19 protein-coding genes and 1 tRNA gene are annotated in these 19,864 nt (G+C 63.3%); 12 read left to right on the top strand and 8 right to left on the bottom strand.

Annotated features, from left to right (window positions below; translation table 11 throughout):
- Positions 1 to 4 precede the first annotated feature (4 nt).
- Positions 5 to 1,822, bottom strand: coding sequence for a glutamine--fructose-6-phosphate transaminase (isomerizing) (glmS, locus tag LIG30_RS04150; RefSeq protein WP_038709851.1), 1,818 nt, complete (start codon positions 1,820 to 1,822; stop codon positions 5 to 7).
- Between glmS and LIG30_RS25990 the strand changes: the two genes are divergently transcribed.
- From LIG30_RS25990 to wecB, 3 genes are all read left to right on the top strand, one after another.
- Entirely contained in the window at positions 1,821 to 2,099 is a 279-nt protein-coding gene (locus tag LIG30_RS25990) for a hypothetical protein (protein ID WP_152986002.1), read from the top strand. The two genes, glmS and LIG30_RS25990, sit on opposite strands and share 2 nt — an antisense overlap.
- A gap of 775 nt (positions 2,100 to 2,874) precedes the next feature.
- Positions 2,875 to 3,441: a hypothetical protein gene (locus tag LIG30_RS25985; RefSeq protein WP_152986001.1), complete on the top strand. Its 567-nt coding sequence runs from the start codon at positions 2,875 to 2,877 to the stop codon at positions 3,439 to 3,441.
- Positions 3,442 to 3,776: 335 nt separating this feature from the next.
- A complete protein-coding gene (gene wecB, locus LIG30_RS04140) occupies positions 3,777 to 4,991 on the top strand; it encodes a non-hydrolyzing UDP-N-acetylglucosamine 2-epimerase (protein ID WP_038709849.1) in 1,215 nt (404 codons plus the stop codon).
- Positions 4,992 to 5,112: 121 nt separating this feature from the next.
- Here the strand turns inward: wecB and LIG30_RS04135 are convergent.
- Positions 5,113 to 5,189, bottom strand: a tRNA-Val gene (locus LIG30_RS04135).
- A gap of 291 nt (positions 5,190 to 5,480) precedes the next feature.
- On the opposite strand from LIG30_RS04135, the gene LIG30_RS04130 reads away from it, so the two are divergent.
- The 3 genes from LIG30_RS04130 to LIG30_RS26750 all read left to right on the top strand — a co-directional run bounded on the left by LIG30_RS04130 (position 5,481) and on the right by LIG30_RS26750 (position 8,046).
- Positions 5,481 to 6,416, top strand: a complete 936-nt coding sequence (locus LIG30_RS04130; RefSeq protein WP_038709848.1) for a glycosyltransferase family 2 protein — start codon at positions 5,481 to 5,483, stop codon at positions 6,414 to 6,416.
- Positions 6,417 to 6,477: 61 nt separating this feature from the next.
- A complete protein-coding gene (locus tag LIG30_RS25980) occupies positions 6,478 to 7,161 on the top strand; it encodes a hypothetical protein (RefSeq protein WP_051994853.1) in 684 nt (227 codons plus the stop codon).
- A 12-nt stretch (positions 7,162 to 7,173) separates the two neighbouring features.
- Complete coding sequence (locus LIG30_RS26750; RefSeq protein ID WP_038709846.1) at positions 7,174 to 8,046, top strand: hypothetical protein; 873 nt, start codon at positions 7,174 to 7,176, stop codon at positions 8,044 to 8,046.
- A 146-nt stretch (positions 8,047 to 8,192) separates the two neighbouring features.
- On the opposite strand, the gene LIG30_RS04115 is transcribed toward LIG30_RS26750, so the two are convergent.
- The 4 genes from LIG30_RS04115 to LIG30_RS04100 form a co-directional block, all read right to left on the bottom strand.
- Positions 8,193 to 8,888: a class I SAM-dependent methyltransferase gene (locus LIG30_RS04115; RefSeq protein ID WP_038709843.1), complete on the bottom strand. Its 696-nt coding sequence runs from the start codon at positions 8,886 to 8,888 to the stop codon at positions 8,193 to 8,195.
- A 142-nt stretch (positions 8,889 to 9,030) separates the two neighbouring features.
- Positions 9,031 to 9,426, bottom strand: a complete 396-nt coding sequence (locus LIG30_RS04110; protein ID WP_051994852.1) for a GtrA family protein — start codon at positions 9,424 to 9,426, stop codon at positions 9,031 to 9,033.
- Positions 9,427 to 10,409: 983 nt separating this feature from the next.
- Positions 10,410 to 11,162: an anti-sigma factor family protein gene (locus tag LIG30_RS04105; RefSeq protein WP_038709842.1), complete on the bottom strand. Its 753-nt coding sequence runs from the start codon at positions 11,160 to 11,162 to the stop codon at positions 10,410 to 10,412.
- Positions 11,159 to 11,677: a sigma-70 family RNA polymerase sigma factor gene (locus LIG30_RS04100; protein WP_038709841.1), complete on the bottom strand. Its 519-nt coding sequence runs from the start codon at positions 11,675 to 11,677 to the stop codon at positions 11,159 to 11,161. Before LIG30_RS04100 ends, LIG30_RS04105 begins: the two co-directional genes overlap by 4 nt.
- A gap of 160 nt (positions 11,678 to 11,837) precedes the next feature.
- Between LIG30_RS04100 and LIG30_RS04095 the strand changes: the two genes are divergently transcribed.
- The 6 genes from LIG30_RS04095 to LIG30_RS04075 all read left to right on the top strand — a co-directional run bounded on the left by LIG30_RS04095 (position 11,838) and on the right by LIG30_RS04075 (position 18,123).
- Positions 11,838 to 12,917, top strand: a complete 1,080-nt coding sequence (locus LIG30_RS04095) for a catalase family peroxidase (protein ID WP_038709839.1) — start codon at positions 11,838 to 11,840, stop codon at positions 12,915 to 12,917.
- A complete protein-coding gene (locus LIG30_RS04090) occupies positions 12,914 to 13,441 on the top strand; it encodes a cytochrome b (RefSeq protein ID WP_038709837.1) in 528 nt (175 codons plus the stop codon). The genes LIG30_RS04095 and LIG30_RS04090 overlap by 4 nt, the downstream gene beginning before the upstream one ends.
- A 708-nt stretch (positions 13,442 to 14,149) precedes the next feature.
- Positions 14,150 to 14,593: a hypothetical protein gene (locus LIG30_RS24975; RefSeq protein WP_083493887.1), complete on the top strand. Its 444-nt coding sequence runs from the start codon at positions 14,150 to 14,152 to the stop codon at positions 14,591 to 14,593.
- A 166-nt stretch (positions 14,594 to 14,759) separates the two neighbouring features.
- A complete protein-coding gene (locus LIG30_RS04085) occupies positions 14,760 to 16,325 on the top strand; it encodes a recombinase family protein (RefSeq protein ID WP_038709836.1) in 1,566 nt (521 codons plus the stop codon).
- On the top strand, positions 16,322 to 17,224 hold the full coding sequence (locus tag LIG30_RS04080; RefSeq protein WP_038709834.1) for a plasmid partitioning protein RepB C-terminal domain-containing protein: 903 nt from the start codon (positions 16,322 to 16,324) through the stop codon (positions 17,222 to 17,224). The genes LIG30_RS04085 and LIG30_RS04080 overlap by 4 nt, the downstream gene beginning before the upstream one ends.
- Positions 17,221 to 18,123 carry a plasmid partitioning protein RepB C-terminal domain-containing protein gene (locus LIG30_RS04075; RefSeq protein ID WP_038709973.1) on the top strand — a complete coding sequence of 301 codons (903 nt, stop codon included), beginning with the start codon at positions 17,221 to 17,223 and terminating at the stop codon, positions 18,121 to 18,123. The genes LIG30_RS04080 and LIG30_RS04075 overlap by 4 nt, the downstream gene beginning before the upstream one ends.
- A gap of 1,204 nt (positions 18,124 to 19,327) precedes the next feature.
- Here the strand turns inward: LIG30_RS04075 and LIG30_RS24965 are convergent.
- Positions 19,328 to 19,528 (bottom strand): BPSL0761 family protein, encoded by a 201-nt coding sequence (locus tag LIG30_RS24965; protein ID WP_083493891.1) that lies wholly within the window; start codon positions 19,526 to 19,528, stop codon positions 19,328 to 19,330.
- On the bottom strand, positions 19,512 to 19,847 hold the full coding sequence (locus LIG30_RS24960) for a hypothetical protein (protein WP_038709971.1): 336 nt from the start codon (positions 19,845 to 19,847) through the stop codon (positions 19,512 to 19,514). The genes LIG30_RS24965 and LIG30_RS24960 overlap by 17 nt, the downstream gene beginning before the upstream one ends.
- Between the last annotated feature and the right edge of the window lie 17 nt (positions 19,848 to 19,864).

Here is a 19,864-nt window from a genome sequence, read left to right as displayed (position 1 = left end):
CACCTCACTCCACCGTCACCGATTTCGCCAGGTTCCTCGGCTTGTCGATATCCGCGCCGCGCAGGCACGCGACGTGATACGCGAGCAACTGCAGCGGCACGACGTGCAGGATCGGCGACAGCAGCCCGTAGTAATCGGGCATCCGCAGCACCGAGATCCCCTCGCCGTTGTCGATCCGCGTATCGGCATCGGCGAACACGTACAACTGCCCGCCGCGCGCCCTCACCTCCTGCATGTTCGACTTGAGCTTTTCGAGCAGCGTGTCGTTCGGCGCGATCGTCGCGACCGGCATCGTGTGCGTGACGAGCGCGAGCGGCCCGTGCTTCAGTTCGCCCGCCGGATATGCCTCCGCGTGGATGTACGAAATCTCCTTGAGCTTGAGCGCCCCTTCGAGCGCGATCGGATAATGCAGCCCCCGCCCGAGGAACAGCGCGTTCTCGTGGCGCGCGAACTCCACCGCCCAGCGCTCGACCTGCGGCTCGAGCGCGAGCACGTCCGCGAGCGCATCCGGCAGCCGGCGCAACTGCGTCGTGTAGCGCGCGAGCTGCGCGTCGTCGACGTAGCCGCGCAGGCGTCCCAGCGTGACCGCGAGGATGAACAACGCGACGAGCTGCGTCGTGAACGCCTTGGTCGACGCGACGCCGATCTCCGGACCCGCGCGCGTCAGGAAGCGCAGCCCGCTTTGCCGCATCATCGCGCTCGTCGGCACGTTGCAGATCGCGAGCGTGTCCGGATGGCCGAGCGATTGCGCGTACTTGAGCGCCGCGAGCGTGTCCGCGGTCTCGCCGGATTGCGACACGACGACCACGAGCGTGTTCGGCAGCGCGAGCGCATCGCTGTAGCGGTACTCGCTCGCGATCTCGACCTGCGCCGGCACCCGCGCGATCGTTTCGAGCCAGCGGCGCGCGGTCAGGCCGGAGTAATGGCTCGTCCCGCACGCGAGGATCAGCACGTTGTCGATCTGCTCGAAGACGCGCCGCGCGTCCGGGCCGAACGCCGCCGGATCGAACAGCCCGGCGTCGGGGATCGTCTCGGCCACCGCGCGCGGCTGCTCGAAGATCTCCTTCTGCATGAAGTGACGGTACGGGCCGAGCTCGACCACGCCCTGCCCGGACGCGACGGTCTGCACCTGACGCTCGACCGGTGCGCCGTGCTGGTCGACGATCCTCACTCCGCCCGCCGTCAGCTCGACGATGTCGCCTTCCTCGAGAAAGATGAACCGGTCGGTGATGCCGGCCAGCGCGAGCGCATCCGACGCCAGGAAGCACTCGCCGTCCTTCAGGCCGACGACGAGCGGCGAGCCGACCCGCGCGCCGATCAGCCGGTGCGGCTCGGCCTTGCTGAACACCGCGATCGCATACGCGCCGCGCAACTGCGCGGTCGCGTCGCGCACCGCCGCGAACAGGTCGCCGCGATACTTGCTGTGGATCAGGTGCGCGACGACTTCGGTGTCCGTCTGCCCGTCGAACACGTAGCTCTGCCCTGATAGTTGCTCGCGCAACGTTTCATGATTCTCGATGATGCCGTTGTGCACGAGCGCGATCTCGTCGCGCGAGAAGATCGGGTGCGCGTTGCAGGTCACCGGCGCGCCGTGGGTGGCCCAGCGCGTGTGCGCAATGCCGGTGCTGCCGGTCAGCCCGGCGCTCGCCACGTGCGCCTCGAGATCCGCGACGCGCGCGACGCTGCGTTCTCGTCGCGCCTGTCCGTCGACCACCGTGGCGACGCCGCACGAATCGTAGCCGCGATATTCGAGGCGGCGTAAGCCTTCAATCAGAATCGGAACAATGTTCCGTTGCGCGACCGCGCCGACGATGCCACACATGACGCGTTACCTCCCAATGAAATGCCAGATGCCGTGCGCGCGGGCGAGCCGACGCAGCATGGCGGCCGCGGCCGTCGCGAAGCCGCCGCGCGCGGGCGCGGCAGGACGGAACGGCAGGCGGGTAAAGCCGGGGGAAAAGACCGCCGCAACCCGCCGTCGATGCGTCGTGATCGGCAATCGCCCCCATCTCGCGCGTCAACCTGTGGTGGCAGGACGTTCGTTGGCCTTGCGTCCGGCGCGCGCGACCGGCATGGATGCGATCCGTTGCGGCATGTAATGCGACGCATCGGCCTCCGTACGGCAAGCGCGACGCATGCGTGCCGCCGCGCGGCACGGCGCTGCGCGCAGAAGCGTTGACCGGCGAGCGGCCGACCCGGCGGTGCGGTCCGGGCGGATCGCATGCGGATGCGCGGCCGGCGGACATCCGGCAGGCAGGAACGGGCCGCCCGCCGGGTGAAGGGTCATGCGCAGCGGTGAAGATTCTCGGCCGGCTGGCGTGCATCGCGAACGACGCAAGTACGCCACGCACGGCATCCCATGCCGCGCGCAGCCAGCCGAGCAGCGCAGAACGCGCGCGTCGCGGCCTGCAAGCGCGCGCGCGGCCGAATGCGCCCGGGCGCGTGAGGTACGCGCATGCGAGCAGCGTCAATAGCCACAGCGAAGCGGCGCCGGGCGGCGGCAGCGCGATGCCGCCGAACGCCGGCCAAGGCTGCGTCGCATCGCGTGCGGCCAGCGCGCAGGCAAGCGCAAGCAGCAGCACGTCTTCGACGTAGAACGACAGCGCCCGCGAGTCCTTCATTGTTCCATCTCCGTGTCTGCGTCGGCGCCGGGCGCCCGCGCAGTCATACGGAATTCGACAGGAGCCGGCCGGACGCGCATCACCGACCGGCGTCGTCTCTCACGGACGGCGCCAGCGATGCCGATCCCTCACGCCGTCTCCCGGCCTTGTTTCGTGGTGTCCGCCGTCCCGGATTTAGCGGCGTGTCGCTGGATCGACGGGACGATGGCAGTTGCATGGGAAGCAAGCGGCGAGCCATCGGCCGGACGGCCGCATGCGGCAAGGAACCGCACAGCTCGCATGGCTTGCCGCGTTGTGCAGGTGCAGCGTTTTGATTCATCGACGAATCAGCGGCGTCGCGCTGCATGGGGTGCGGATGGGGAAGGGCAGCGCAGCACGGATGCAGCGCGTGGGCATGATGCGCCGGCAGGCCCGCGGCATGCCGTTCGCGCGCGGGCGCGGCAGCGGTTCGACGATTGAATGTGAAACGCTCACCGCTCGTCCGGGCGCGATGATCGGCGTCGCGATGAGAGGCGATGTTGCGCGCCCGTTTCACATCCGCAACGTTTCGCTTCGATCGCGCCATTGCCACGTCGGCGCATGCCCGATACGGGAAAATCCGCACCTGTCCCGCATCCATGATGAAGGATCCTCTCGATCCTCATCGCATAACACTTCGCGATCCTACGGACATCCATCGACCATCAAGGACGGCATTCTCGTCGAGAATGCCCGCCGGCCCGGCCTGTGCCGTATCACGTGTGAAACGATCCGGCTCTTGCGGGCACGCAATTGCCGGCCGCATCCGGCGCGGCGCCCGGACACTGCGCGGCTGGTTTGAATATTGCAGCTGACGGATGGCCGTCACCGCCCGCTTGCCTCCACAACGGGCGGCGGCGATGCGAACCACCTGGCCGGCGAGGCCTGCAGCACCAGAGGAACGACGCATGACATAACTTGCCACTCGCAACGAGATGGCGGGTACGGAGACGCTTCGCCTGCACATGCCCCCGCGACGAAACGGCCCCGGCCTTCGCGCAGCGCGGCCGCCAGCCCGCCGGTGCGATCCGGCCCGGCCGCCGACGGTCGCGCCGCGCCGCTGACCATCCCGTGCGGCGCGCGGGGTCGCCCCGCGCACCGATGCGACAGGAATCAGGGAGCGATTCGAGACTCACTATGAAGAAATTTCTGTTTGTGTTCGGCACGCGCCAGGAGGCCGTCCGGATGGCGCCGCTCGTGCGCGCGCTGAAGGCCCACGGTAACGTCGAAGCGAAGGTATGCGTGGCCGCGCGGCACCGCGAGGTGTTCGATCCACTGCTGGCGCTGTTCGACATCATCCCCGACTACGAACTCAACCTGACGCAATCCGGCCACGCGCAGGCCGACGTGACGACCGGCATCCTGCGCGCGATCGGCACGCTGTTCGACGATCTGCGCCCGGACGTCGTGCTCGTGCACGGCGACACGACGACGACGCTGATGGCGAGTCTCGCCGCGTTCTACCGTTACCTGCCGGTCGCGCACGTCGAGGCCGGCCTGCGCAGCGGCGACATCTGGTCGCCGTGGCCGGAAGAGCTGAACCGCCGCGTGACCGACGCGGTGTCGAGCTGGCACTTCGCGCCGACCGAACGCGCGCGGCACAACCTGTTCAGCGAGGGCGTGCCGGCCGACAGCGTCGTGTTGAGCGGCGATACGTTGATCGATGCGCTGCAAGGCGTGAAACGCATCCTCGACCGCGACGACGGCATCGCGCACACGCTCGCCGCGCGCTATCCGTTCCTGGCGCGCGCGCACCGCACCGTGCTGATCACCGCAAACCACGAGCGCGCCGGCGACGCGTTCGCGCGTTTCTGCCTCGCGCTGCGCGCGCTCGCGGCCCGCTATCGCGACGTGCAGTTCGTCTATGCGCTGCACCGCGACACGAGTGCCGAGCCGCCGGCCCATGCGCTGCTCAACGGCGCGTCGAACGTCCATGTCATCGAGCCGCAGGAGTATCTGCCGTTCGTGTTCCTGATGTCGCGCGCACACTTCATCATCACCGATTCGGGCGGGATACAGGAGGAGGGGCCGGCGCTCGGCAAGCCGGTGCTCGTGACGCGCGAGACCAGCGAGCGGGCCGAGGCGATCCAGGCGGGAACCGCGCGGCTTGTCGGCATGGATGCGGAGCGGATCGTCCTGGAGGCGTCGCGCCTGATCGACAGCGACAGCGCGTACGACGAGATGTCGCACGCGCGCAATCCGTACGGCGACGGCCATGCGTGCGAGCGGATCGTGCATGCGCTGCTCGAGCGGCCATGCGCGTTGCCGAACGTGCCAGGTCTGGGGGGAGATGCGATGGAGATGCCGTACAACGCGTTGGCGCTTGGCCTGCATGCGTTGAGATCGACTTGAAGTGTGCCGCGCGGGGCATGCCGGATTGCGTGAACCTGGCATGCCGTGCGGCGTTCGACGCGGGACGGCTGCCTGATTGCCTGCGGGCAATGTGCGATGCCGAACCGCTTCGATTGTGCGTTGGTAGGCTCGATTGGACTCGAACCAACGACCCCCACCATGTCAAGGTGGTGCTCTAACCAGCTGAGCTACGAGCCTGTGTGAGGCGCAGATTATAGTCACACTTTTCTGGCAATACAAGCGCTTCGCCAAAAATTCTTCATTCCGCATCTGCCCGGGCCTGCGCGAGCCGCTCCGGCAGCGGCTGCGCGCACTTGCGCGAACCCCGTCGGCAGTATTGACCCGGACTGACCGGCCCGCCGATTTTGTGCGATGCTGCGGATCACGGCACCTGCTCGAATCCGGCCACGGATCGATGCACCTCCACATATAAGTTGCAGCGACAACACAAACGAAAGTTCGTGCTTCAACCGTTATATCGGGGTGGGTATGGTCACGCTAAACCTAGTGATTCCGTGCTTCAACGAACAGGAAGTGCTGCCGGAAACCACGCGGCGACTCCTGAGCCTGCTGGATGCGCTCGTCGCCGACGGGATCGTCGATCGCGCGAGCGGCATCACCTACGTCGACGACGGTTCGCACGATCGGACCTGGGCGTTGATCGAAAACTTCCACACGACCGACGCGCGCGTGCACGGCATCAAGCTGTCGCGCAATCACGGGCACCAGAACGCGTTGCTCGCCGGCTTGCTCAGCGTCGAAGGGGATGTGCTGATCAGCCTCGATGCCGACCTGCAGGACGATCTCGCCGCCATTCCGCGGATGATGGCCGAGTTTCTCCAGGGCGCGGAAATCGTGTTCGGCGTGCGGGACCGCCGCGACAGCGACAGTTTCTTCAAGCGCTTCAGCGCGCGCAGCTATTACCGGCTGCTGCGCCGCTTCGGCGTCAACGTGCTGCAGGACCATGCGGATTTCAGGCTGATGAGCCGGCGCGCGATCGATGAGCTGCGCGGCTTTCGTGAGGTGAACCTGTTCCTTCGCGGGATCGTCCCGCTGCTCGGGTTCCGCACCGCGATCGTGAAGTACGACCGGCATCCGCGCTTCGCGGGCGAGAGCAAGTACCCGCTGATCAAGATGATCCTGCTGGCGTCGGACGGCGTCGCGTCGTTTTCCACCAAGCCGCTGCAATGGAGCGCGTATGTCGGCGGGGTGCTCGCACTGGCGTCGCTGGCGTTCGGCATGTGGGCGCTCGTCGCGCGGCTGTTCACCGATCTCACCGTGCCGGGCTGGGCCTCCACCGTGATCCCGATGTACTTCCTCGGCGGGCTGCAACTGCTGTTTCTCGGCGTGATCGGCGGCTATGTCGCGAAGATCTACGCCGAAACGAAGCAACGCCCCCGGTTCATCGTCGAGAAGACGCTGTAATCGAATCGCGCCAGCGCGGGCGATCGCAGGCCCGCCGCATGCCACACGCTCGAGGACGCTCATGCAGAGGATGCTGGACGAAAGCCGCTCGCGGGCATGGCCCGCCGACGTGACGACGAGTGCGTTCCGGATAGTGTTTTTCATCACCGTCGGGGTCGGCGGCATCGTGTTCTGGCTCGCGCCGCATCCGCCGATGAACGACCTGCCGCAGCACGCGGCGCAAGTGGCGACGCTGCACGATCTGCTGCTCGGCCAGTCGCCGTGGGACCGGCTGCTCCGGATCAACCTGTTCACGCCTTACCTGCTCGGTTATGTGCTGGCGGCCGCGCTGTCGTTCGTGATGCCGGTCGCGGCGGCGCTCAAGGTGTTGCTGACGCTGTCCTTCTATGGGTTCGTCGCCGCGTATGTCGCGCTGAGAAAGCACTTCGGCGGCGATGAACGCCTCGACTGGCTCTGCGTGCCGGGATTCTTCGGCTTCGCGTATGCATACGGCTTCTTTTCGTATCTCGTTGCCGCGCCGATCGGGATGTTCCTGCTCGTCACCGCGCGCGACTACGCAGAGCAGCCTTCCGCGCGACGCGGGACGGTGCTGCTGCTCGCCAACATCGCGCTGTTCTTCTGTCACGGGCTGATGTTCGTCTTCATCAACGCGATCGGCGGCACGTTCCTGCTGGTCCGGCACGGTGGGAACGTGCGCAGGCTTGCCTGGGCGATCTGGCCGTATGCGCTGCTTGTGGCGCTTTGAGGCGTTTATGCGTTGTCGCATCGCGAGGTCGATCTCACGCCGATGTATCCGTTCAGCGTGTTGTGGAACGCGGCGCCGTGGGTGCGGCTCCTTTGCGCGATCGTCTATCCGTGGGGAGTTGGCGCGCAGACGTGGATGGCGCCGGCAGGCGCGCTGCTCTATGCGGCGCCTTTCTTCATGGGCGCGCGATTGACCCGCAACAGGATGGCGTTCGTGCCGCTCGCCGTCGTGGCGGTCGTGTGGTTCTGCGTGCCGGTGTTCGCGATGAACACGTTCTTTCTGTTTCAGCGGTTCGCGATGTTCATTTTTCCGTTCTATGCGCTGATTTTCCGGGGCGTTGCGGAGAGTGAGGTGGCGCAACGCGGCGTGAAGGCGCGCGCGCTCGCATCGCAAGCGTTGCTCGCGGCGGTCTGCATCGGCTTTCTCGGTGTGCAGGGCGCGCGCACCGTGCGGTTCGCGGAGGAAAGCGCCGATTTCGATGCGGTCGTGGCCGCCGTCGAACCGGCGCAGCGCGGCCTGATGCTGGTCTTCGACAAGCGCAGCCCCGCGGCCGACAACCCCGACCTCTACGACAACTTCGCGCTCTGGTATCAGGCGGAACATCGCGGGCTCGTCGATTTCAATGCCGCGTGGTTCCCGCCGCAGATCGTCCGATACCGGCTCGACCGGGTGCCCGCCGTGGGGCCGTCGGATGTCGCGCCGGCGCCGTTGAGCGAGCACTTCGACTGGCGCAGGTATCAGGGCAGGTCGTATCGGTATTTCTTCGTCCGGCATACGTCGCCGATACCCGTCGGATTGTTCGCGAACGCGGAGTGTCGTGTGGTGCTGCTGAAGTCGGCGGGAACCTGGTCGGTCTATGAAAGGCAATCCTGTCGCGGCGGATGATCCGGATCGGGATGGGTGAGGCGGGATAAATTCAGTGCCTCACCCAGGCGGGCGAATGTGTCGAAGCCGCAAGCCGGCAGATTATTCGCGCCGTGTGCTACACGCTGGCTGCGCGGCGCTTTATCGGCGCGCGCACGTGATGCAAGTCAGGAGCGGGACGCGTAGACCGCATACTGCGCGCCGAGCGGAATGGCCGTCATGTAACGCTCCATCGGCCTGAGCGCGGCCAGCGCGTGCGGGAAGAAGATCCGGTAGCGCACGTCGACGCGATCGAACCCGGCATCGCGGCACGCGCGACGCATGTTGCGGGCGCTGATCAGCCGCGCGTTGACGTCGAACTCGCATGTATTGACGGCGTTGACCGTCAACGGGTTGTACGGATTGTGCTCGAAAACGGCCAGGACCCCGTCCGGCCGCAATACCCGGCGGATCTCGCCGAGCAGCCGAACGTGCTCGTCGTGCGGAATGTGATGGAACACGCACATCGCGTACGCCAGATCGAAGCGGGGGGCGTCGAACGGCAAGACCCGGCCGTCGAAGTGGACGAATTGCTCGCTGCCGCCGAAACGCTGTTGCGCCACTTCGAGGGAGCGCTCCGAGACGTCGACGCAGGTGAGCCGGGCCGCGGGCAGATGTTTCCGGACCCACGGTATCGAGTTGCCTACCCCCGCACCGAAATCCAGTATCGCTTCGCGTCCGAGCCGCCGCCGGTTCAGCTCGGCGGCGATGTCGCGAATCTTGTATTCCGCGAAGAAATCCGGCGTCTCTCCGGACGCCGCGATGTTTCTCGCGTGCAGCGCGTGGTACTCGTCCGCAAAACGGTCGAACTCGGCCTTGTCCATGGCGTCCCCTTGGTGACCTTGATGAATCAAGCGTTCAGACGACGTGCCGCGACTCGAGGCAGTGTATCACCGGCGGATTGCCGCGCAGGGCGTGCCGGCGACGGGTGGGCGGGCCGTTTTGGCCGGCGGGCGCGTCGATGGATCAGCGCGCCATCGCCCAGTATTTGTTCGCCAGAAAGCCGATCGCCAGATACACCGGGATGCCGGCGACTTGCGCGAGATGCGGCGAGGCGGTCAGCCGCAACACCGCGATCACGACGAGCAGGTTGCCCGCGTAGGCGACCGCCGCGACGACGAGAAACCGGACCAGATTCCCGCGCGATGCGGCGACCCGGAAGGTGATCCGGCTGTTGAGGAGGAAGCTGGTCAGCAGGCCTAGCGCGTAGCCGGCGGCGTTTGATGGGACCGGCGGCACGCCGAGCGCCATCAGGACAAAGATGACCGCCACCCCGATCGCAGTGTTCGCGACACCCACGAGCGCATAGGCGAGCGGCTGACGAAGCGCCGAGATGGTTTGCCTTGCGCTGGGACGATGCATCTTGCGGCGGAGATCCAGGGTTGTCGATGGAGGTGCCGGGGCGCATGGCCCGTCCGGTGGGGCGGTTTCCTGGCGCGGCCGGGTGGCAGGCCGTTCAGGTGCGCCGGATTCGGGTGGCCGGGAAAGTCGCGGGAAGTATAGCGCGCCGCATGCTGCGGCCCATCGGGATTCGCCCGGCCGCACGCGTTGCGAGCCGCGCGTCAGTCGTCTCGATCAATCGTTGTCGAGCTTGCGTGCTTGCAGAAGGCACCGCCGAACCGCTGCGTGGTGCCGTCGCCACCTTGGGCGCCAGGCCGGTGGCCGGTTATCCACAAGGGTCGAATGGCAACGTCGGCGAGAGCCGTTCTGTGCAGATGAGTTATCCACAGAAACCTTTGGACAACCGTTCCGTTAACGTGAGAATTCACAGTGGACGGATTGAGGATATCTGTGAAGTGCCAGATCGGCGGCAAAAGTTATTCCACACAGCACAGAACTGTGCACGAGTCCTCCGCACAGTTATGCATCGCCTATCGCCTTGATTCAGCAGTGGGTTTGGGCGCTTATCCACTGTGCGGCACAGGGCTTGTTAACTACTACTACGTTTACATACATATATATTAAAACCCCTGTGGGCACAGCAACCGGCGGCTGTGTTTTCTTCACACAGAAGGCTTACTGTGAGGAAGGTGCTGTGTCTGTGAACCAAGTGACGCCGATTCGACTGAGGAAACTGTGCGTGAGGTGAGGAGGACGGTTACTCAACGGCACCGTGCGGTTTGGGACTGTGGAAGCGAAGCCAGCGCCTGGAGGCGTTTCGTGTGATGAGTTGGGTGAGAGCGGTGATTTTCTTTGGCTCACCGCTTCATTCGACGCCGAGCACGCGACCTACAGCGATCCTCGCTGCGGCTGGCATGGTGAGCGCGGGCATGGGTTGCACGCGTCTTGTTGAGCGCCGATGGGGTCCAGCTGCTGGCCGGCGATGCTGCTTCCCGGCCCAACGATCAAATCTGCTCGTCGAGGGCGTTTACTACCGCCTGGTCGCCGACACTGTCCGCGTTTCCGACAATCGCGTAGTTGAAGCCGTGCAGTGAGCCATAACGCGCGAGCAGCTCACCGTCGGCGCGCTTGCCGGCGGGAAGCAGACGATGCGCCGACTCGGGCGGACGCACATAGAAGCTCAAGGTGCGTCCGGAGACGTCCTCGTACAGCACCATAGCGGCCGCGCCGCGCTCGGTCGCGAAGAGGCGCCCACCGACCGGCCTGAAGCCCGCAGCGGTCAAATCCGGAAGCGTCACGCCCGGGCCGACGCGCCGGGCGAGCCACGCCTGCAGCTCACCTGGCCCGCTCGGCGTGAAATCGACCTGCGCGCTGCGATCGACCACCATCAGCCTGTACGCCTCGACCGCGTCGCTCATCGGCGCGGCGGATGCGCTGTTCCAGCCGCGCGCCTGCCAGCCGCCGAACGTGCCGATCCCGATGCAGAACACGAACGACGCCGCGAGGGCGAACCGCATCCGCGCGCGTTCCGTGCGCCGCGCGCGAATCGCCGCGGGATCGAGCGCCGGATTCTCGAACGGCGGCGGGACGCTCTCCAGCGCTGCGCGCAGCCGCTGCGCGTCCTGCTGCCAGCGCTGCACCCGTTTCGCGCGATCCGGATGATGCGCGAGATAGCGCTCGACGGCGGCGCGCTCGTCGCCGCCGAGGTGGCCGTCGACGTAGGCGTGGAGATCGTGTTCGTCCGGTGGGGTATTCATTTCATTAATCGCAGCGCAGGGGCGGGAATCTCGCCGTCGCACAGGCTGCGTAACGCCTGGCGCGCGCGGGAGAGCCGCGACATCACGGTACCGATCGGCACGTCGAGCAGATCGGCGACTTCCTGATAGCTGAAGCCCTCGACCGCGACGAGCAGCAGCAGGCTGCGCTGCTCGTCGGAGAGACGGCCGAACGCTTCGAGCATCGCGCGCGCCGACGCCTCGCGTTCGGCGGACGGCCAGTGAGGCTCGTCGTCTTCCTTGATGCGGCCGAGCAGCCATGCGTAGCGCTTCGCGCTGCGCTGACCGTCGAGAAACCGCCGGTACAGGATCGTGAAGAGCCAGCTGCGCAGCGACGCGTCGTCGCGGCGGCTCGACCAGCGTGACAGCGCGCGCTCGAGCGCAGACTGGACGAGATCGTCGGCCGCGTGGACGTCGCGGGTCAGCCAGAGCGCGAAACGGCGCAGCCTGGGGATCAGCTCGCGAAGTGCGTCGTCGTCGGGGGCGGAGGTTGGCATGGCGGGCCTGGAGCCGGCTTGCGGGTGGATTCGTTGCGTAGGACGCCGGTCGGCGGGATTTATTCCATCAGGGAGCGAGAAATATTTTGACGGAATAAAGCTGGCTGGTGGTCGTCTTACGCGGGTTCGACAGATGACCTCGTGGTCGGGAGTGAATGTTATGAATCAGTTTTCTTCACCTGATGGGCCGGGGCGCGGGTGGTGGCGCTGGGCCGTTATTGGCGGGGCGGTGGCCAGTGTGGCGGCGGCGTTCGGGTATGTCGGCGGGTGGCTCGCGCCGCAGCGGCTGACCGCGCAGCGGATCGTCGATGCGTTGCAGCGCAATGGCGGGCTGCATCCTGGGTATCGCCGGAATCACGCGAAAGGCGTTTGTGTGAGCGGTTACTTCGAAGGGAACGGTGAGGCGAGCAAGTATTCGACCGCACCGTTCTTTCGGAAGGTGAGGACGCCGGTGGTCGGACGGTTCGCGTTGCCGGGCGGGAATCCGTATGCGCCGGATAACAGTGTGCCGATTCGGAGTCTCGCGTTGAGGTTGACTGCGCCGGATGGGGAGCAATGGCGGACGGGGATGAACAGCATGCCGGTTTTTCCTGTTGCGACGCCGAAGGCGTTTTATGAGCAGACGGTGGCGGGTAGGCCGGATCCGAAGACGGGGAAGCCGGATCCGGCGAAGGTTGCGGCGTTCTTTGCCGCGCATCCGGAGACGGCGGCGTTTCGCGCATGGGCGAAAGGTGCGAAGCCGAGTTCCAGTTTCGTCACCCAGAGTTATTACGCGTTGAATGCGTTTTATCTCGTGGATGCGGCGGGGACGCGAAGGGCGGTGAGGTGGAGGGTGGTGCCGGAGCTGACGGCGGGCGCGGGGGAGATTGCGAAGGCTGGTGAGCCGAATGTGCTGCAGGAAGACCTGACGCGGCGGCTCGCGGCAGGGCCGCAACGATGGCATCTGCTGATTACGTTCGCGGCGCCTGGTGATCCGGTTGAGGATGCGACGCGGGTCTGGCCAGAGCCGCGGACGATGATCGATGCAGGGACGCTGGTGATCGAGCGCGAGGAGGCGCAGGAGAGCGGGCCTTGTCGGGATGTTAATTACGATCCGACGGTGCTTCCTGAGGGGATTCGGGTTTCAGGCGATCCGCTGCTGGCGGCCAGGTCTGCGGCGTATGCGGATTCTTATCTGCGAAGGACGAGTGAAGAGGCTGGGGTTCCTGGGGCCGCGCGTCTGGTTACGGAGAAACGATGATGAAGAACGTGTTCTGTCTGCCTGCGAGGGTGCTGCATTGGAGCATGGCGGCGATGATCGTTGCGATGCTGTTTATCGGGGTGGGGATGGTCGCGTCGGTGTCGGAAAGGCATGCGACGCTTGTAGCGATTCATAAGCCGCTTGGGGTTGCGGTGCTCGTGCTCGCTTGTGTGCGGGTTGTTGTGCGGTTGAGCTCGCGGCCGCCGGCGTTGCCGGAGGATTTGCCGGGGTGGCAGAAGGTTGCGGCGCTTGGGTCGCATTTGGTGCTGTATGTGCTGATGATTGCAATGCCGTTGATTGGGTGGGCGATGCTTTCCGCCGGTGGGTATCCGGTGACGCTCGGAGGTGGGGTGCAGCTGCCCGCGATCGTGCCTGCCGATCCGGTTTGGTTCGCGTGGCTGCGGAATGCGCATCGGTGGCTGGCTTACGCGTTCTTTGCGACGTTTCTTGCGCACTTTGCGGCGGCGCTTTATCACGCGTTGGTGAGGAGGGACGGGGTGATGCGGGCGATGGTGGGGAGGTGACTGTTGGTTCTGCCCCGAGCTGGAACTTTGGTTGAGAGTTGGCCGGCCTGGATCCGTGTGTGGGGAGCACATGCTCCTGTCGGCCGGGTTCGCACCACGGGTCGCCGCGGCCCGCGCGAACCTCCAGCTGCCGATTCGGCGGTATCGCTTATCGAATGCAAATTACCGACCATATTTGTTAGTTAAGGCGCGATAACCGCTCAAATTTGATCGGTAATCATAGCTGTATAGCAGCACGACGTACTCGATAGAAAAGGCCCATAAGTCTCTCAACTTATGGGCCTTGTTTTCTCGGTCTATGCGGTTACGCGGAGTGTGTAGCGAGACTCAAAACGTGAGATTTTTGGGCCCGTCAGACAAGGCTCTGCGGATTCTGGGAAGCATCGGGTGAGATTTTGGGAAGCATCGCCTGAGATTTCTTGCCACGCAGCTAAGCCCGCGTGATGACGGGGTACTTTTCTGGCGAAGCTCTCCCATCGCCATCGCCCATAGGTCGGTCGTGAGCGAACCAGCTCGATGCACACCGACGGTCAAGAAATGTCCAAGTTTCTGAGACTGGCCTACTAACGCGCCAAGCAAATTGCGATGGCCGTTTAACGAAGCAATTACTGAGTAAGCCCCTCTCCCTATCCCGTCTCGGGCCAGTGGTTTCAGTGGCTGGTCGAGGCGTCGGCGTTCGCTCGTTGCAACCCGACATGGAGAGCACTCATGCAATCCCCCCGCCGTTGTCTCGCCTGCGGCAACGCGTTCGTGCCGCTACTGCATGTTCCCCGCCAGCGTTATTGCTCATCGGAAGATTGCCAGCGCGCTCGTCGACGCGACTGGCAGCACAACCGGCTCCGTATCGATAGCGACTATCGCGACAACCAGGCCCGGGCGCAGGCGAAATGGCGTGCAGGCCACTCGAGCTACTGGCGCGAATATCGCGCGGCGCATCCAGCATATCAGGAGCGCAACCGCAGCATGCAGCGGACGCGTAATGCACGACGGAGTTTCAAGCCGATTGCAAAGATGGACGTCATCGGGCTCTCTCGGCCGCTGGGTTCCGGCTTCTACGTGCTGTCTCATGCCGATGATGCCGGCGTTGCAAAAATGAACGCGTGGACCGTCCACATAGCCGTGCTCTCTGCGCCGACGGCGCCATCCACATGATTGCAAAGAGATGACTTGATACACATCGGTGTCGGGCCTGCTACCTTTGCCTTGTCACCGTTCGCTTTCGAACGCGACCTTCTGATGTGAGGCCGCGACGCTCGCATCCGGCGCCCACTTGCGTCCGGTGCCTGCCGCGTGCAGTGTCTGAGTTGCGGGGTGGAACATGTCATTCAATAACGCGGATGCGCCGGTCGTAGCGACTTCGCCTGCCGGGCGCGCAGCGGAGTACGTCCGCATGTCGACTGAACATCAGCAGTATTCGACTGAAAATCAGCGCGACCGGATTCGAGACTACGCAACCCGCCGCGGACTCGAAATTGTCCGCACATATGCCGATGAGGGTAAAAGCGGCCTTCGAATCGACGGCCGGCAGGCACTGCAGAATCTCATCTCCGATGTGGTCAACGGCAAGGCCGACTTCTCCGTCATCCTCGTCTACGACGTGAGTCGATGGGGGCGATTCCAGGATGCCGACGAGAGCGCGTATTACGAGTACATTTGCCGCCGTGCTGGCATCCAGGTCGCGTACTGCGCCGAGCAGTTCGAGAACGACGGGTCACCTGTCTCGACCATCGTGAAAGGCGTAAAGCGGGCGATGGCCGGCGAGTACAGTCGGGAATTGTCCGCGAAGGTATTTGCCGGCCAGTGCCGTTTGATTGAGATGGGTTTCCGGCAAGGCGGTCCGGCTGGCTATGGACTACGCCGCATTTTGGTCGATGACCACGGCCTCATGAAGACAGAATTGCGCCGCGGCGAACATAAAAGTCTGCAGACGGACCGGGTAATCCTCATGCCAGGACCGGAAAGCGAAGTGCGAACCGTCAATTTAATCTACGAGTGGTTTATCGACGAGTCGCTCAATGAATGCGAAATCGCTGCTCGTCTGAACGGCATGCGCGTGCGGACTGACCTTGACCGGGAATGGACTCGAGCGACGGTACGCGAAGTTTTGACCAACGAGAAATACATCGGCAATAACGTGTACAACCGTGTGTCGTTCAAGCTGAAGAAGACGCGGGTGACCAACACTCCAGACATGTGGATTCGGAGGGAGAGTGCTTTTCAGGCAATCGTGCCGAGCGAGACGTTCTACACCGCTCAAGGCATCATGCGGGCGAGAGCGCGTCACTATTCGAATGAGGAGCTCATTGAGCGCCTGCGTAACCTGTACCGAAGTCGCGGGTTTCTGTCCGGCGTCGTGATTGATGAAACCGATGGCATGCCTTCTACGTCGGTCTATGTTTACCGGTTTGGCAGCCTGATTCGCGCCTACCAGGCAGTCGGTTTTACGCCTGGCCGGGATTATCGCTATATTGAGACCAACCGCTTCCTGCGGCAGCTGCATCCGGAAATCGTTGTGCAGACGGAGCGGAAAATCGCGGATTTGGGCGGCACGGTGATACGCGACCCGGCAACCGACCTGCTGACGGTCAATGACGAGTTCACGGCCTGCATTGTGCTCGCGCGCTGCCAAGCGCATGACAATGGACGAAATCACTGGAAGGTACGCTTTGATACGAGCCTTCTGCCGGACATCACTGTTGCGGTGCGGCTCGACCAAACGAATGCTTCGGCGCTGGACTACTACTTGTTGCCACGTCTGGATTTTGGACAACCTCGTATTCACCTCGCCGACCAAAATCCAATCGAGTTTGAGAGTTATCGCTTCGATACGCTGGACTACTTATATGGAATGGCCGAGCGTGCCCGTCTGAGGAGAGTAGCGTGAACTCGCGGCAGCAGCCCGGAGAAATCCGGATGGTCCCAGTTGCCCAGATTGAAGTCATCAATCCGAGGGAGCGCAATAGTCGAGTGTTCAATGAAATCGTCGACAACATCAAGACCATAGGCCTGAAGAAACCAATCGTGGTCACGCCACGGGCGACAGCCGGCGGCATCGAGAAATATCTGCTCGTGTGCGGCGAAGGGCGATTGAAGGCGTTCCGCATGCTGGGCGAGACGACGATTCCCGCACTCGTGGTGAGCGTAAGCGACGAGGACGCGTTCGTCATGAGTCTGACTGAAAACATCGCGCGCAGACAGTGTCGCCCCATCGAACGGCTTGCCGGCATTCGGCAATTGCAGGAGCAGGGATATGCGCCGAAGGTCATTGCCGAAAAAACAGGTCTCACGCCGACCTACGTTCACGGCATCCTTACGCTTCTGCACCAGGGAGAAGAGAGACTTGTGGTTGCCGTCGAGAAAGGCCTCGTTCCCCTGAATGCGGCCCTCATGATTGTTGGCGCCGGCGACGACGACGCTGAGATTCAGGCTGCACTCCAGGAAGCTTACGAGTCTGGGAAATTGCGGGGTAAGCAACTGATGAGCGCGCGCCGCGTCATCGAGCGCAGGAAAGCACTCGGACGAAGCACGGCGCACAATATGACGAGCAAGTCCGCCGCCGTCACGACATCGAGTCTCGTGCGCACGTATGAGCACGAGGTAGAGCGTCAGAAATCCATGGTCAGAAAGGCCGAATTCACACAGCAGCGGTTGCTGTTTGTCGTCGGTGCATTGAGGCAACTGTTTGCCGATGAGAACTTCGTCAATCTGCTGCGCGCGGAGGGACTGGCCAGCCTGCCGAAGTATCTCGCCGAACGCGTGTGGCCCAGCGGGAGTGCTACATGACTGGTGTAACTCTTGGATTCATCCCCGAGCCATTGTCGGTGCCTGTCTCCAGCATCTTGCCATCGCGCCGAATACCGACGCCCGTGGTCGAATCGCGTAAATTCAAGCAGATAAGAACCTCCATTGAGGAGATAGGACTCATCGAACCGCTTTCCGTAACGCCTGCGGACCAGTCTTCAGGGCAACATGTTTTGCTGGATGGGCATCTACGCTTACGTGCCATCCAGGACTTGGGGCACGAGCGGGTTGCCTGCATTGTCGCGACCGATGACGAGAGCTACACCTATAACAACCGAGTCAATCGCCTCTCGACAATCCAAGAGCACTATATGATACGGCGTGTAATTGACAGAGGCGTATCGCCCGAACGGTTGGCGAAAGCTCTTTCCGTGGACGTATCGCAGATTTTGAAAAAGATGTCGCTTCTCGACGGCGTTTGCCCGGAAGCGGTTGAACTTCTCGGAGACCGGCGGTTCTCGCCGGAACTTGTTCGCGCTATTCGGAAGATGAAACCCACGCGGCAGGTCGAATGCGTTGAGTTGATGGTGGCTGCGAACAATGTCTCGGTTTCCTATGCCGAGGCATTATTAGTGGCCACGCCAGCGGCCCGTCTTGTGGAGGGCAAGAAGCCCCGCAAACTGACCGGCGTTAGCCCGGAGCAGATGGCGAAAATGGAGCGGGAGATGAGTAATCTTCAGGGGCAGTATAAGCTCGTGGAACAGACCTATGGCCAGGACGTGTTGAACTTGGTGCTTGCGAAAGGATATCTCGCGAAGCTACTCGAAAATGAATCCGCACGGCAATACATTGCCCAACACCATCCAGACTTGATGGCCGAGTTCGAGTCCATCATTGCAACTATTTCTCTCGACCAGCAGCAATTCAGTGCGGTCGTCTAATCGAGCTATGACATAGCGGCGGTGCGTCGCGCATCGGCGGGCAGATGTTCGAGATTTTCGGACAGGTGTTCAAGCCAGTGAACCGAAGCCGAGTCATTGAGGGGAGAGATGTGATGCATGTTTTGCCGTTGTTTGCGTAAGTCGATTGCGTATGCGCCGGGCATGCGGGAGCTCTTTGACGCTCATCCGTCCGTTACCGCGCATTCGATTAGAGCTTCTAGCTCGCCTTGAATGAGTCACTATTGGTGAGCACTGAACGATTGAATAATACAATGCACGAGTTGCTACTCATTGTGGCGCATTCGAGCCCTATACCGTTGTGCAGTGCGTTCGTGCCTGCCCGCCGAGTCATCGAGCCGCCGGGCAGGAGGGCCGCCCAACCCGTCCGGTTGGCTTCGGTGGCACGACGCAATGCCGCTTGCGTGAACGGGGGCTGAATCCACCGGCAGCGCGCAGGGGAAAGCCGAGACTGCGGGGAAAGCGTCTGAGATATCGGCAACGGGATGGCGAAGCTAGCGTCCCGGAGGACGCGTAGAGGCTGGCGGGCGAGGCGGCTCCATACCGGTGACAGTAAGGGTGGCGCGGCTGAGTGGAAGGCTTTCCCGGGCATCAGTGCCGTAGGGAGGGCTGGGCTCAGCCTCACCACCCGGCGACTCAAGGCCATGGATATGCTCAGGCTGAGCCTTCCGGGGAAGGCGGAATCGATGTCGATAAAGCATCGAATCTAACGAAGTCAGTGATGGTGACTGCTAGCACGCGACGACCGCTTTCCATCGGTGTTGGCTAAGAGGGTCACGGGCGAAGTCGCTCATGGTTGCCAGCCGAGTAGCGCCTGCAAACGCCACATGAGCCATGCGAGTTCTTCGGGCGATACCCAAGCCTTACGAGCAACCGACACCCGGACGCGTTCGAGCGTCCGATGTGTAGAGTGCTGCGGGTGCGACAGCGCGTCTTTCCGCGCTACGGGAACGAGCTGCTTTGCGAGGTCTTCGCAGAGAAGCCAGCGCTCCCGACGCTCGTCGTCTGTTTGTCCCGTGACATAGACGCCATACGATAACCTGGCGCAAACTTTCGGCTGGGCGCCGGGAACGACTGCCGGCGTCGATTCGTGGGGAAATTCTTCAGGCACGGCGCTCGTTTCCATCATGTTCGTCCAATATCAATAGTGAGTTGGTTTGCTTCGGACAGTTGTTTGGTCACTTCGTCAGCGTTCAGGGATGGTCCAAATTCCGGTTAATGCCGCAGCGGACAGCTCAAGGTCGATGGCGAACGGATAATGCCGAAGTAGCCGTACCGCGACTGATTGCACATGGCCCTGGTTAGCCACGTCGTCGGTGGATGCACGTATCTGCAAAAACTTGCTCGCCTCAACTACTGCTTTCGTGCGCTCATGCGGGGTTGTCATCGTCAGCTCCATTAAGCAGGTGTGCGGTAACGTCGGAGTACGATTTAACCTTGTTTACCCCGCACCATCCCTTCCACACATACTCTGCATTGCTTGACCAACCGTCTTTCCCGACCAGCTGGTAAACGCGCCCCGACAGCGTCTTGCCCCGTAGAGCGACGCGGTCAAAAGCGACGACCGCCGAACTGACCCGGCCCGTCAAGTCGAGCACGTCGGTGCCGACAAAATGTCGGCTCCCATCGTCTGTCTCGAGAATGCGCCATTGAGATAACGTGACCTCCGGCACTTCGGATGTGGAAGGCAGATTCCAGATAGGCATCGTGGTCTCCTGTTGGT

This window comes from Burkholderia sp. lig30 (assembly GCF_000687455.2).
Lineage (GTDB): Bacteria > Pseudomonadota > Gammaproteobacteria > Burkholderiales > Burkholderiaceae > Burkholderia.
Note: the sequence above shows the minus strand (reverse complement) of the source record. Positions and strands in the feature narration are given on the sequence as shown.

What these genes read in the sequence shown, in the direction of transcription:
- LIG30_RS25990 (WP_152986002.1), top strand. Translation starts at nt 1,821, where the DNA reads ATGACGCGTTACCTCCCAATGAAATGCCAGATGCCGTGCGCGCGGGCG.
- glmS (WP_038709851.1), bottom strand. Translation starts at nt 1,822, where the DNA reads ATGTGTGGCATCGTCGGCGCGGTCGCGCAACGGAACATTGTTCCGATT.
- LIG30_RS25985 (WP_152986001.1), top strand. Translation starts at nt 2,875, where the DNA reads ATGCGGCAAGGAACCGCACAGCTCGCATGGCTTGCCGCGTTGTGCAGG.
- wecB (WP_038709849.1), top strand. Translation starts at nt 3,777, where the DNA reads ATGAAGAAATTTCTGTTTGTGTTCGGCACGCGCCAGGAGGCCGTCCGG.
- LIG30_RS04130 (WP_038709848.1), top strand. Translation starts at nt 5,481, where the DNA reads ATGGTCACGCTAAACCTAGTGATTCCGTGCTTCAACGAACAGGAAGTG.
- LIG30_RS25980 (WP_051994853.1), top strand. Translation starts at nt 6,478, where the DNA reads ATGCAGAGGATGCTGGACGAAAGCCGCTCGCGGGCATGGCCCGCCGAC.
- LIG30_RS04115 (WP_038709843.1), bottom strand. Translation starts at nt 8,888, where the DNA reads ATGGACAAGGCCGAGTTCGACCGTTTTGCGGACGAGTACCACGCGCTG.
- LIG30_RS04110 (WP_051994852.1), bottom strand. Translation starts at nt 9,426, where the DNA reads ATGCATCGTCCCAGCGCAAGGCAAACCATCTCGGCGCTTCGTCAGCCG.
- LIG30_RS04105 (WP_038709842.1), bottom strand. Translation starts at nt 11,162, where the DNA reads ATGAATACCCCACCGGACGAACACGATCTCCACGCCTACGTCGACGGC.
- LIG30_RS04100 (WP_038709841.1), bottom strand. Translation starts at nt 11,677, where the DNA reads ATGCCAACCTCCGCCCCCGACGACGACGCACTTCGCGAGCTGATCCCC.
- LIG30_RS04095 (WP_038709839.1), top strand. Translation starts at nt 11,838, where the DNA reads ATGAATCAGTTTTCTTCACCTGATGGGCCGGGGCGCGGGTGGTGGCGC.
- LIG30_RS04090 (WP_038709837.1), top strand. Translation starts at nt 12,914, where the DNA reads ATGATGAAGAACGTGTTCTGTCTGCCTGCGAGGGTGCTGCATTGGAGC.
- LIG30_RS24975 (WP_083493887.1), top strand. Translation starts at nt 14,150, where the DNA reads ATGCAATCCCCCCGCCGTTGTCTCGCCTGCGGCAACGCGTTCGTGCCG.
- LIG30_RS04085 (WP_038709836.1), top strand. Translation starts at nt 14,760, where the DNA reads ATGTCATTCAATAACGCGGATGCGCCGGTCGTAGCGACTTCGCCTGCC.
- LIG30_RS04075 (WP_038709973.1), top strand. Translation starts at nt 17,221, where the DNA reads ATGACTGGTGTAACTCTTGGATTCATCCCCGAGCCATTGTCGGTGCCT.
- LIG30_RS24965 (WP_083493891.1), bottom strand. Translation starts at nt 19,528, where the DNA reads ATGACAACCCCGCATGAGCGCACGAAAGCAGTAGTTGAGGCGAGCAAG.
- LIG30_RS24960 (WP_038709971.1), bottom strand. Translation starts at nt 19,847, where the DNA reads ATGCCTATCTGGAATCTGCCTTCCACATCCGAAGTGCCGGAGGTCACG.